The sequence below is a fragment of the Streptomyces sp. NPDC048637 genome (genome assembly GCF_040650675.1).
GTDB lineage: Bacteria > Actinomycetota > Actinomycetes > Streptomycetales > Streptomycetaceae > Streptomyces.
Window position 1 is genome coordinate 255145 of sequence record NZ_JBEZHQ010000005.1, and the last position, 11474, is coordinate 266618.

Sequence of the window (11474 nt, forward strand, 5' to 3'; positions counted from 1 at the left end):
GGGCGGACCACCCGAGGTCAGCCCAGGTCGTAGCGGAAGGTGTAGGGGAAGGACGATGCGCCGGGACGGGTGGTGAAACTGCCGGTTCCGCGCAGCCCGGTCAGCTCTCCGGTGCCGGTTCCGGGCACGACCTCGAAGGTGCAGTGCACGGTGCCGTCGGCGCCGAACGAACCGCGTTCCTCGACGACGAAGGCGCCGTCACGCCCGTCGAGCCGCCCGGCCAGCACCTCCATGCCGGTGAAGGTGCCGGTCTTCTCCGTGACGTAGACGATGCTGTATTCGCAGGTGGTGTCGGTGGCCTCGATGCCGCCGGAGTAGGTGTTGGTGACGGAGGCGTGGGCGAGCTTCGGGCTCTCTCCGCTCGAACCGACCGCGCGCTCCTCCCAGTTGGCGAAGGTGAAATGGCCGGTGGTCTGCACGGGCATGGCTGTCCTCTCGATCGGCCGCACGGGGTTCGGCGTGCGGTGTGTGACCAGTCTGAGGGCCGTACCTGACATCTCCTGTCAGGTACGCGGGACAATCTCCGTATGCGTGCCGACCGGCTTCTCTCCCTGCTTCTGCTGCTCCAGAACCGCGGGCGGATGACCGCTCCCGAACTCGCCGCCGAACTGGAGGTGTCGGTCCGTACCGTCCACCGGGACATCGAGGCGCTCCTCGCGTCGGGAGTCCCGGTCCGTGCCGACCGCGGGCCCGCCGGCGGCTACCGCCTGATGGACGGATACCGCACACGGCTGACCGGGCTCACCGACACCGAGGCCGCCGCGCTCTTCTTCGCCGGAGCTCCCGGACCGGCGCGGGAGCTGGGTCTGGGCGCGGTGCTGGCAACCGCACAGCTGAAGCTGCAGGCCGCGCTCCCGGCCGGACCGGCCGAGCGCACCCGCCGCGTTCAGGACCGGTTCCACCTGGATGTGCCGGCATGGTTCCGGGACGCCGACCCGGCGCCGTATCTGGCGGTGGTCGCGCAAGCGGTGTGGGAGCAGCGGAAGCTCCGTGTGCACTACCGCCGTTGGAGCGGTGAAATCCACCGGGAACTCCACCCGCTCGGCCTCGTCCTCAAAGGCGGCCTCTGGTACCTGGTGGCGCTCGCGGACGGGGCCGCACGGACCTATCGGATGGCGCGGTTCCTGGCCGTGGACCGCACGGAGGAGACCTTCGAGCGACCGGCCGGATTCGCCCTGGCCGCCTATTGGGAGGAGGCTTCCCGCCGTCTGGAGGCCACGCTCCGGCAGGGAACCGCGCAACTGCGGATCTCGCCCCTGGCACAGCGGCTGCTGCCGGTGCAGTTCGGTGCCGCGGGCGCACGAGCCCTGGAGGGCGCCGGGCCGCCGGACCACGAGGGCTGGGTGCAGGTCGAGATGGCGGTCGAGGCGCAGGCCGTGGCGGTCAGTGACCTGCTCAGGCTCGGCACGGAGGCCGAGGTGCTCGGCCCCTCCGCGCTGCGGCAAGCCGTCGCCCGGACCGTGGCCGTACTCGCCGACCGCTACGCGGCGGCACCCTGAACCCGGCCCGGGCGCTGCCCCCTTGGCCAGGTCAGCGGCCAAGGGGCAGCGCCCGGACCGAGGCCGCCCCACCGGCACGCGGATGTGGGCCCACCTGTCCGCTCACGGCTCCACACCGGCTGCCGCCTCCGGTGCCGGTGCCGAGGCAGCTGCGGAGGCAGATGCCGACCGGCGGCCGAAGCGCCGGGCGAGCGGCACCGAACCGATGGCGAGCGCGCCCAGCAGGCCGGCCAACGCGAAGGCGGTGAAGCCGAGTTGGTCGTTTCCGGTCGCGGCGAGGGTGCCGCCGAGCCAGGGTCCGGCCACCGCGCCCGTGCGGCCGATGCCGGTGACCCAGCCGATGCCGGTGGCCCGTTCGGCGGCCGGGTAGACACGGTTGGCCGCCGCGTACACCATCACCTGCGCGCTGAAGAGCCAGACACCGGTGACGGCGACGACCGCATAAGTGACGCCGAGCGGCAGCTGCGCCCCGAGGAGCAGGGCGCCGACGGCGGTCAGCAGGAACCAGAGGGCGGAGACCCTGACCGGGCCGTAACGGTCGGCGATGCGGCCCGCGAGCAGCATGCCGGCGATCCCGCCCGCGTTGATGATGAGCAGGAAGCTGACCGAGGACGTGAGGCCGTACCCGGAGGCGCGCATCATCTGCGGCAGCCAGGTGCTGACGCCGTAGACCAGGAGCAGTCCGCAGAACGAGGCGAGCCACAGCAGCGGGGTGGCCAGGCGGACGCCGGGGCGGAAGAGGGCGAGGACCGCGTCGAGCCGGCCCTTGGCCCCCTGGGCCGGTGCGTCGGCGGGGGCCGGACGGGCCATGCCGTAGCGGTCGGCGACCGCCTCGGCCTCGGTGGTGCGGCCCTTGGCGAGCAGCACACCGGGCGACTCGGGGAGCAGGCGCAGCAGCAGCGGGGCGGCCACGACCGCGGGCAGGACACCGGCCCAGAACACCCAGCGCCAGCCCAGCGCGGGGGCCAGTGTCAGGCCCAGGCCCGTCGCGAACATGCCGCCCGCGTGGTACGAGGTCATCAGCAGGCCGGTGGCGAGGGCGGCCCGGCGGGGCGGCGCGAACTCCATCACCATCGAGAGGCAGAGGGGCATCAGGCCGCCGAGTCCCAGACCGGCGAAGAAGCGTCCGGCGCCGAACGGTCCGGGCGAGCCGGCGAGCGCGCAGACCGCCGACCCGGCGGAGAACACCAGCACGCTGGCGACGAGGACGGGGCGGCGGCCGAGCCAGTCGGTGAGGGTGCCGGTGCCGAGCGCGCCGATCAGCATGCCGAACGTGGTCCAGCTGCCGATCGCACCGGCCACTCCGGGGGTGAGGCCGAGCCCGGGGTCGTCGAGCATGTGCGGCATGACGGCGCCGTAGACGTTGACGTCCATCCCGTCGAAGAAGACGGCGAGCCAGCACAGCGCCAGGACGGGCGCGACGGAACGGAAGGTGTGGCGGCGGCCGGTGGAGAGCGGAGGACCGGTGGGAGACATGCCGGTGGGAGACATGGGGACCTCGGATTCACGGATCACGGTGCACGGATCACGGTGCGCGGTGCGCGGTGCGCGGTGCGGCATCACTGGTGAGGTTCGCCTGGCGAAGCGCGACTGAGTTCGCCTGGTGAACTTTCGTTCGCGGAGCGATGGCAAGGATCATCTGCCCGGGTTCCATGGCTGTCAATGGCTCGTGCACGACTTCTCGTAGCGCCGCGCGCGGCGGTATCCGGGCCGTACGAGGCCGGACGGGGTGCGCCGCGCCGGCTCAGTCGTCGCGGGTGCCGTCGGTGCCGCGCCCCTCGCCCCGGCCCTCGCCGCCGTGGCCATCGCCGCCCCGGCCCTCGCCGCCCCGGCCCTCGTCACCGTGGTCATCGCCACCGCGGTTCTCGCCCTCCGCTGCGGCACCGCCTGCGTCGCCAGACTCCCACCCCGCCCCGGTCCGCGCGGCCGCCCGCCGGGCGATCTCCTCGCGTGCCGCGGCCGTGGCGACCGAGGGCCACACCCGGTCGAGTGAGGCGTTCATCGCGGCCCCGACCAGCACCGCGAAGGCGGACACCCCGATCCACAGCAGCACGGCGACCGGTGCGGCCAAGGAGCCGTAGATCGTGGGTCCCTCGACCGTCGAGGTGAGATACAGCCGCAGCAGGAAGCTGCCGAGCAGCCACATGCCGAGCGCGACCACCGCACCGGGAATGTCCTCCGGCCAGGGCGAACGGACCGGTACGGAGGCGTGGTACAGGGTGGTCAGGAAGGCGACCGACAGGAGCAGGACGACCGGCCAGTACAGCGCCCGGATGATGTGCTCGCTGGCCGGCAGCCAGCTCACGACGGTGTCGGGACCGGCGACCATCAGTGGCAGCGCGATGGCGCCGACCACGAGCGCGGCGAGGTACAGGGCGAACGCCAGCAGCCGGGTCTTGACGATGCCGCGCCGCCCGTCGAGCCCGTACATGATGGTGATGGTGTCGACAAAGACATTCATCGCCCGGGAGCCGGACCACAGGGCGATGGCGAAGCCGAAGGAGATGACATCCGGGCGGCGGCCGGTGAAGACATCGTGGAGCAGCGGCCGGGCGATCTCGTTCACGCCCTTGTCGGACAGCACGGTGCCGGCGCCGTCGAGGATGCGCTGCCGGACGCCCTCGATGGTGTCGTGGCCGATCCACGCGTCCGTATAGCCGAGCACACCCAGGAGCCCGAGGATCAGTGGCGGCAGCGACAGCAGACTCCAGAACGCGGCCTCGGCGGCCAGCCCGGTGACCCGGTACTTCATGCAGGAGTTGACGGTGTCCTTGAGCAGGAGCCAGGCCAGCCGGCGCTTGGAAACGTTGCGGTACAGCGCGCGGGCCTTGGTCAGACGGCCCGCGGGCCGCTCGGTTGGTTCGTTTGCCGGCTGCACCTCCTTACCGTATCTGGCATGGCAGCCACCACTCACACGGTCACGAACCAGCCTCCGCCGCTGGTCGGCTACGACGTCTTCGCGAACGACCCGGCCCTCACCGAGGGCGTCACCCGGTACATCGCCGCCGAGCGGCTCCACGCGGTGCGTGAAGAACTGGGCAGGCTGGGCAAGGCGGCCGGCTCCGCGCACGCCCAGCACTGGGGCGAACAGGCCAACACCCATCCACCGGTGCTGCGCACCCATGACCGCTACGGCCACCGCACCGACGAGGTGGAGTTCCACCCGGCGTGGCACCGGCTGCTCGGCCACGCCGTCACGGCCGGTCTGACCGACGCCTGGTCCCGGCCGGACGGCCATCTCCGCCGCACCGCCGGCTTCATCGTGTGGACACAGGCCGAGGCGGGGCACGGCTGCCCGCTGTCGATGACCCATGCGGCGGTGCCCGCGCTGCGCGCCGAGCCGGAGCTGGCGGCCGAGTGGGAGCCGCTGCTGACCTCACGGGTGTACGAGCGGGAGCTGCGGCCGGTCGCCGAGAAGGGCGGCGCGCTGGCCGGGATGGCCATGACGGAGAAGCAGGGCGGCAGCGACGTACGGGCCAACACCACCCGCGCCGAGCCGCTGGCCGCACCCGGCGAGTACGTCCTGACCGGACACAAGTGGTTCTGTTCGGCGCCGATGTCGGACGCCTTCCTGGTGCTGGCCCAGGCGCCCGGCGGGCTCACCTGCTTTCTGCTGCCACGGGTGCTGCCGGACGGCAGCCGTAACGCCTTCCGCATCCAGCGGCTCAAGGACAAGCTCGGCAACCGCTCCAACGCCTCGGCGGAGGTCGAGTTCGACGGGCGGACCTGGGCGCGCCGGGTCGGCGAGGAGGGGCGCGGGGTGGCGACGATCATCGAGATGGTCGCGGCGACCCGGCTGGACTGTGTCAGCGCGTCCGCGGCGGTGATGCGGCAGGCCGTGGCGCAGGCGCTGCACCACAGCGCCCACCGGGAGGCGTTCGGCGGCCGGCTGATCGACAAGCCGCTGATGCGCAATGTGCTGGCCGATCTGGCGCTGGAGTCGGAGGCGGCGACCACGCTGGCGCTGCGCCTGGCGGCGGCCTACGACGGCGGCACCGAGCAGGACCGGCACTTTCTGCGGCTGGCGGTCCCCACGGCGAAGTACTGGGTGACCAAGCGGTGCACGCCGATGGTGGCCGAGGCGCTGGAGTGCCTCGGCGGCAACGGCTACGTCGAGGATTCGGGACTGCCACGGCTGCTGCGCGAGGCGCCGCTCAACTCGATCTGGGAGGGCGCCGGCAATGTCCAGGCGCTGGACGTGCTGCGGGCCCTGCGGCGCGAACCCGAGGCACTCAACGCGTTCCTGACCGAGATCGGGGCGGCGCGGGGCGCGGACCACCGGCTGGACCGGGCGATCAAGGGGATGCTCACCGAACTCGCCGACCTGGAGGGCATCGAGGCGCGGGCCCGACGGCTGGTGGAGCGGATGGCGCTGGTGCTCCAGGGGTCGCTGCTGGTGCGCCATGCGCCGTCCGAGGTCGCGGATGCGTTCTGCGCCTCCCGGCTCGGCGGCGACGCGGGCGCGGCGTTCGGCACCCTGCCGCACACGCTGGATCTTGCGGCGGTGGTGGAGCGGGCGCGTCCGGTGGTCGACGGCTGAGACCCGGCAGCCCGGCCGGTGCACGACGCGGCAGCCCGGCCGGTGCGCGACCCGGCAGCCCGGCCGGTGTGCGACCCGGCGGCCCGGCCGGTGTGCGACGCGGCGGCGGCTCCCCGTCCCGCCGGCCGTTTCGCACGGAGGGACGGGGACAGGGGGTTACCGCCGCCGCGCCGGTCAGGGAGCGGTGCCGCGCCGACCCGGCACCGCTCCCCGGTCTCAGGGTCGGCCGGGGCGTTCCGGCGGGTCCGCGAGGCGACCGCGCAGCGCCGCATCGATGGCCACGACGATGTCGTCGTCCGGTGCGTCCGGAGGGAAGGCGAGCAGCACACCGCGCGCCTCGTAGTAGCGCAGCACGCGGCAGGCCTCGTCCGCGCCGCTCCGCTCCGCACCGTGCAGCAGGACGACGAGGTCCGCGAAGGCCAGCGCGGGCAGCAGACCGCCGGTGCCGGCCACCCGGTCGAGGAGCTGCGGGGCGCCGTCGACGACATAGCCGTCGGCGGGCAGCGGCTGACGCCTGGTCAGCAGGTCGACCGCGGGCAGCCGGGGAATCCCGTAGTGGCCCGCCAGCCGGGCGGCACGCGCGATACGTCCCCCCTCGTCCGCTCCGATCACCACGACGCGCGGGGCAGCGGCCATCATCGTGAGCCCCCTCCCCCGCACTGCCGACATCACACACGCGGCGGCCGATGGCATCCCCGGCGACAACCGGCGGGTTCCCCGACGGGTGACCGGCGAACCCGCGGTGGCGGGGCACCATCGGCCGCTCGGCCCAGATTCCCGGGAACGCGTCATAGGCCACAACGGTTGCAGTCCGTTGCAGTGCGCCGGGACGGACCTGGACAATGGCCTTTCCAGGACTGCCTGGTGACGGCACGAGGGGCCCGGGCCCAAGGACAGTGCACATCGGAGAGCAGCGTGAGCGACAGACCGATCGAGAGTGCCATCGGGTCGGCCCAGGACATCCGTGTGACCGCGCACCGCCTCGCCACGGTCCGGGAGGCCACGCTCGCGGGCGGGACACCGTCCGACGCCCCGTCGGATGCGCCCCGCCCGGTGATCGGCGAATCCTGGCGCCGGGTGCGGGTCTCGGGCGTGGACCCGGACCGGGACCAGCCGCAACACCCACTGTCTGTCGCGGAGTTGGAGCACCGGCGGCAGATGTCCCGGCTGTCCCCGGTGCTGCCGGTGCTCAACGAGGGGCTGCTGGCGGCGGCCGACGCGGCGCAGCAGATCATGGTCGTCACCGATGCCGAGGGGCGGGTGCTGTGGCGGGAGGGCAGCGCGCCGGTCCGCCGGATGGCCGACCGGCTGGGCTTCGACAAGGGTGCCGACTGGACGGAGGACGTCGTCGGCACCAACGCCATCGGCACCGCGCTGGTGGCCCGCCGCCCGGTGCTGGTGCACTCCGCGGAGCACTTCGTCCGCAGCCACCACCAGTGGACCTGTGCCGCGGCGCCGCTCCACGACCCGCGCGACGGGCGGCTGTTGGGCACGGTGAACGTCAGCGGTCCGGCACCCGGCTTCCACCCCACGACGCTCTCGCTGGTGTCCTCGGTCGCCCGGCTCGCCGAGGGCGAGCTGCGCACCCGCCATCACCTCTCCCTGGAGCGGCTGCGGTCGAGCGCGGCGCCGATGCTGGCGCGGATCGGCGGCCGGGCGCTGGTCGTCGACCCGAACGGCTGGGTCGTGGGGGTGACGGGCCTGACCCCGCCGGACCGGGTGGCGCTGCCCAAGTCGCCCGAGGCCGGGCCGCTGTGGCTGCCGCGCTACGGGATGTGCACCCTGGAACCGTTGCCCGGCGGCTGGCTGATCCGTATCGGGCAGCAGGAGCGGGACATCGGGCCGAGCCGGGTGGTGCTGGACGTCAGCGGCCGGGACGGCTCGACGGTCACCGTCAGCGGACCGGCCGGCAGTTGGTCGCACGAGCTGACCCCGCGCCATGCCGAGCTGCTGTTCGTGCTCGCCGCGCATCCGCAGGGGCGCAGCGCCGCCGAACTCGCCCGGGACCTCTTCGGTGACGACAGCCGTACGGTCACGGTGCGCGCGGAGCTGTCCCGGCTGCGCCGCCATCTCGCGAGTGTGCTGGCGCACCGGCCCTACCGCTTCGCAGACGGGGTGGAGGTGGAACTCCGGCTGCCGCCGCAGCCCGTGCATCTGCTGCCGCAGTCGCTGGCGCCCGCGGTGACGGCGGCACGCCGGGGCTGAGGGCGGGGCGGCGGGGCTGCGGTGCGGAGAGAGCGACCCGGCGGGCTGAGGGACGGGTCGGCGGGCCGAGGGACGAGCCGGCCGGGCCGGGGCGGAAAACCGGATGCGGTGCCTCGCTGCCGTCTCGTATGGTGGCGGCGCTCTGAATCAGCTCTCCAGAAGGCCGTCGCAGAACGGGAGCAGCCCGCGCGTACAGCACGCGCGGAGCCGAACGAGCGGGCGACACGACAATCCGTGATCACGCATGCCCGCATGCCCTTCTGGAGGACACCCACCATGTCCGTAGGCCTTGGCCTTCCCATCGGCGACCCCGCACAGCTGCTGAGCTGGGCCCGGCGCGCCGAAGCCACCCCGTTCAGCACCGTCGCCCTCCTCGACCGGCTGGTGTTCGGCAACCCCGAGCCCCTGATCACGCTGGCCACCCTGGCCGGCGCCACCTCCCGGATCCGGCTGCAGACCGAGGTGCTGCTCGCCCCGCTGCACCGCACGGCGCTGCTCGCCAAGCAGGCCGCCACGCTCGATGTGCTGTCCGGCTCCCGTTTCACCCTCGGCATCGGTATCGGCGGCCGCGACGACGACTACCTGGCCACCGGCGTCGACCTCCGCACCCGCGGCCGGCGGCTCGATACGCAGATGGCGGCCCTGCGGCGCCTCTGGTCCGGTGAGCCGCTCTCCGCGGACGTCGGCCCGATCGGCCCCGTCCCGGCGCGGCCCGGTGGACCCGAGGTGCTGTTCGGTGGGTTCGTGCCCGCCGCGCTGGAGCGGGTGGCCCGCTGGGGCGACGGATTTCTGGGCGCCGCACTGCCGCCAGGGCCGATGGACACACTGTTCCGTCAGGTCGAGGACGCCTGGGACCGGGCCGGGCGTACGGGCCGGCCGCGGCTGCTGGCCCAGGTCAATGCCGCGCTCGGCCCGCAGCCGACCCTCGACCGCGCCCGCGCGGAACTGCGCGCCTACTACGCACCGCACAGCTACACCGACCACGTGGTGAACGGTCTGCTCACCTCGGGGGACCAGATCCGCGAAGCCGTGGCCGCGTTCCGGGCGATCGGCGCGGACGAGGTGATGCTCTATTGCTGGTCCCCGGACCCGGACCAGGTCGAGCGGCTGGCCGGGGCGGTGTTCCACGGCGAGTAGCCGGCCGGGCGCCGCTCTTTCGACGAGCGGCGCCCTCCAGGGGACGGCCGCCCGGCGGCGGTACGGCGGAAACCGGGCGGGGGCACCCGGGCGGGGCGAGCGGGCGGACCCGGGCGGGGGCGAGTGAGCGGACCCGGGCACGAGTGATCGGGCGGGCGCCGCGGCCTCCGGCGCCCGCCACCCGTTCAGCCGGCTGCTGTCGCTGCCGGCGCGGGGCGCGCCTAGCGTGCCGACTGCGGACCGTGTGCCTCCGGGCGCGCGGCCACGGGAGGTGAGTGATGAGCCCGACAGGCCCGCCGGAAGCGGCGCCCGGGGAGCCGGCGGCCCCGCGTCGGCCCAGGTGGGGCGTGCTGGCCCTGCTCGGTCTCGTCGGCCTCGGCCTGGTGCGTCAGGGCCTGTCCGGTGAGGCGGACGGGCCGCCGCAGCCCGGCGCGGGTTCGGCGCTCTTCCCCGGCGACCTCCCGCCCGACGGCCCCGCACCGCCACCGCTGCCCCGCTCCGCCCCCGCCCTGGTGGCGATTCCGTCGATCGAGGTGTCGGCTCCGCTGATGCCGCTGGGCCTGGACCGGGACGGCGGGATCGCGGCCCCGCCGGCCGAGGACCCCGGACTGGCGGGCTGGTACGAGAACGCGCCGACCCCAGGGGAGAACGGCACCGCCGTCCTCGTCGGTCATGTCGACAGCCGCAGCGGACCAGCGGTCTTCTACGGGCTGGGTGCCCTGGAGAAGGGCCGGACGATCCGGGTGACCCGCGAGGACGGGCGGACCGCGGTCTTCGAGGTCTACGGCATCCAGGTCTTCGACAAGCGGAAGTTCCCCTCCCGGAAGGTCTACGGCACCACCGGACGCCCCGAACTGCGCGTCCTGACCTGCGGCGGCGACTACGCGGCGGGCTCCGGCTACGCGGGCAATGTGGTGGCCTTCGCCCGGATGACGGGATCCAGCCAGGGAGACCCGCCCAGCCGGTGACCCCGGGGCGGCCGAGAAGACCCAGGAGGGTCGGGAGGGTCGGGAGGCTCGGGAGAGCCGGGAGGGTCGGACGACCCGGAAGGGCCGGAAGAGCCGGAGACCCCACCACCAAGTGAACCGATGTCTCACGATTCGGGACGATGCACTGCCGCCCGTTCGGCGCCTGCCCCCTCTCCCGCATCGGGCCGCCCCTCCTCCCACATCGGAGTGCCCCCTCCTCCCTCGTCAGGCCGACCCCGCACCCCGGTCCCGCGCTGTGACGCGGCTCACCCCGTGACCCAGGTCCCGTTGTGATGTGCTGGCCACATGAGCCTCTCGGTCACCACCTGGCACCTGGAACAGACTTCGCCCGCCGACCTGTCCCCCGCCCAGGCGCCGCCGGCCGAACAGGGCGTCCGGATCGTCCGCTCCGAGGTGCCGTCGCCCGAGTTCAGCCGCTTCCTCTACACGGCGGTCGGCGGGGACGTCATCTGGACCGACCGGCTGACCTGGCCGTACGCGCAGTGGGCGGAGTTCCTCGGGCGGCCGGGGGTGGAGACGTGGGTGGCGTACGAGCGCGGTACGCCCGCCGGGTTCATCGAGCTGGCGGCGGAGGCGGACGGCTCCGCGGAGATCACCTACTTCGGGCTCATCCCGGCGTTCCGGGGACGCCGGATAGGCGGCCATCTGCTCGCGTACGGGATCGAGCGGGCCTGGGACCTGGCCGAACGGTGGCCGGGGCAGGCGCCGTCCAAGCGGGTGTGGCTGCACACCTGCAGCAAGGACGGCCCGCACGCGATGGCCAACTACCAGCGGCGCGGCTTCCGGCTGTACGACACCACGGTCGCCGAGGAGTCCGAGATACCGGCCCCCGGCCCCTGGCCCGGCGCGGGTCCGCTCACGGCCGGTAGCTCCTCCGGAGAGTGACCGAGAGCACACTGTCTCGCGATGCGGGACAGAGGTGTCCAAATCCTGGATAACGGTGGACTGGCCGGAGAACGGCGTGCCAGGCTTCCGTCATGTCTCGAGCTGGAATTGCCTTGGTGAGTCGGCGGCACGTCGACCTCGGCCGCATGTCCAGCGCCATTTGTCGGGCGGGCTGAGGCTGTATTCACCAGGGGCCTTCGGCCCCGGGCAGCACCCAGC

Annotated in this window: 11 protein-coding genes; 7 read left to right on the forward strand and 4 right to left on the reverse strand. The window is 73.6% G+C overall.

What is annotated here, in order from left to right; genetic code table 11:
- Positions 1 to 17: 17 nt before the first annotated feature.
- A complete protein-coding gene (locus tag AB0C46_RS10385) occupies positions 18 to 425 on the reverse strand; it encodes a DUF3224 domain-containing protein (protein ID WP_362827296.1) in 408 nt (135 codons plus the stop codon).
- 102 nt (positions 426 to 527) lie between these two features.
- Between AB0C46_RS10385 and AB0C46_RS10390 the strand changes: the two genes are divergently transcribed.
- Complete coding sequence (locus AB0C46_RS10390) at positions 528 to 1499, forward strand: WYL domain-containing protein (RefSeq protein WP_362827297.1); 972 nt, start codon at positions 528 to 530, stop codon at positions 1497 to 1499.
- 102 nt (positions 1500 to 1601) lie between these two features.
- Here AB0C46_RS10390 and AB0C46_RS10395 read toward each other — a convergent pair whose 3' ends face one another.
- Positions 1602 to 2975 carry an MFS transporter gene (locus tag AB0C46_RS10395; protein WP_362827299.1) on the reverse strand — a complete coding sequence of 458 codons (1374 nt, stop codon included), beginning with the start codon at positions 2973 to 2975 and terminating at the stop codon, positions 1602 to 1604.
- Between the two features lie 268 nt (positions 2976 to 3243).
- Positions 3244 to 4377 carry a YihY/virulence factor BrkB family protein gene (locus tag AB0C46_RS10400; RefSeq protein ID WP_362827300.1) on the reverse strand — a complete coding sequence of 378 codons (1134 nt, stop codon included), beginning with the start codon at positions 4375 to 4377 and terminating at the stop codon, positions 3244 to 3246.
- An 18-nt stretch (positions 4378 to 4395) separates the two neighbouring features.
- On the opposite strand from AB0C46_RS10400, the gene AB0C46_RS10405 reads away from it, so the two are divergent.
- Positions 4396 to 6039, forward strand: a complete 1644-nt coding sequence (locus AB0C46_RS10405) for an acyl-CoA dehydrogenase family protein (RefSeq protein WP_362827301.1) — start codon at positions 4396 to 4398, stop codon at positions 6037 to 6039.
- A gap of 216 nt (positions 6040 to 6255) precedes the next feature.
- Here AB0C46_RS10405 and AB0C46_RS10410 read toward each other — a convergent pair whose 3' ends face one another.
- Complete coding sequence (locus AB0C46_RS10410) at positions 6256 to 6678, reverse strand: hypothetical protein (protein ID WP_362827302.1); 423 nt, start codon at positions 6676 to 6678, stop codon at positions 6256 to 6258.
- Positions 6679 to 6954: 276 nt separating this feature from the next.
- Between AB0C46_RS10410 and AB0C46_RS10415 the strand changes: the two genes are divergently transcribed.
- The 5 genes from AB0C46_RS10415 (at position 6955) to AB0C46_RS10435 (ending at position 11431) form a co-directional block, all read left to right on the forward strand.
- The gene (locus AB0C46_RS10415; protein WP_362827304.1) at positions 6955 to 8244 is read left to right on the forward strand and encodes a GAF domain-containing protein; all 1290 of its coding nucleotides are present in this window, start codon (positions 6955 to 6957) and stop codon (positions 8242 to 8244) included.
- Positions 8245 to 8520: 276 nt separating this feature from the next.
- Positions 8521 to 9381, forward strand: a complete 861-nt coding sequence (locus AB0C46_RS10420) for an LLM class flavin-dependent oxidoreductase (RefSeq protein ID WP_362827306.1) — start codon at positions 8521 to 8523, stop codon at positions 9379 to 9381.
- Between the two features lie 278 nt (positions 9382 to 9659).
- Entirely contained in the window at positions 9660 to 10349 is a 690-nt protein-coding gene (locus AB0C46_RS10425) for a class F sortase (protein ID WP_362827307.1), read from the forward strand.
- A gap of 306 nt (positions 10350 to 10655) precedes the next feature.
- Positions 10656 to 11255, forward strand: coding sequence for a GNAT family N-acetyltransferase (locus AB0C46_RS10430; RefSeq protein WP_362827309.1), 600 nt, complete (start codon positions 10656 to 10658; stop codon positions 11253 to 11255).
- A 92-nt stretch (positions 11256 to 11347) separates the two neighbouring features.
- Complete coding sequence (locus AB0C46_RS10435; RefSeq protein WP_350257049.1) at positions 11348 to 11431, forward strand: putative leader peptide; 84 nt, start codon at positions 11348 to 11350, stop codon at positions 11429 to 11431.
- Positions 11432 to 11474: the final 43 nt, after the last annotated feature.

Bases quoted from the DNA above. Each gene is read 5' to 3' on its own strand.
- AB0C46_RS10385 (WP_362827296.1), bottom strand. From the start codon at position 425: ATGCCCGTGCAGACCACCGGCCATTTCACCTTCGCCAACTGGGAGGAG.
- AB0C46_RS10390 (WP_362827297.1), top strand. From the start codon at position 528: ATGCGTGCCGACCGGCTTCTCTCCCTGCTTCTGCTGCTCCAGAACCGC.
- AB0C46_RS10395 (WP_362827299.1), bottom strand. From the start codon at position 2,975: ATGTCTCCCACCGGTCCTCCGCTCTCCACCGGCCGCCGCCACACCTTC.
- AB0C46_RS10405 (WP_362827301.1), top strand. From the start codon at position 4,396: ATGGCAGCCACCACTCACACGGTCACGAACCAGCCTCCGCCGCTGGTC.
- AB0C46_RS10410 (WP_362827302.1), bottom strand. From the start codon at position 6,678: ATGATGGCCGCTGCCCCGCGCGTCGTGGTGATCGGAGCGGACGAGGGG.
- AB0C46_RS10420 (WP_362827306.1), top strand. From the start codon at position 8,521: ATGTCCGTAGGCCTTGGCCTTCCCATCGGCGACCCCGCACAGCTGCTG.
- AB0C46_RS10425 (WP_362827307.1), top strand. From the start codon at position 9,660: ATGAGCCCGACAGGCCCGCCGGAAGCGGCGCCCGGGGAGCCGGCGGCC.
- AB0C46_RS10430 (WP_362827309.1), top strand. From the start codon at position 10,656: ATGAGCCTCTCGGTCACCACCTGGCACCTGGAACAGACTTCGCCCGCC.
- AB0C46_RS10435 (WP_350257049.1), top strand. From the start codon at position 11,348: ATGTCTCGAGCTGGAATTGCCTTGGTGAGTCGGCGGCACGTCGACCTC.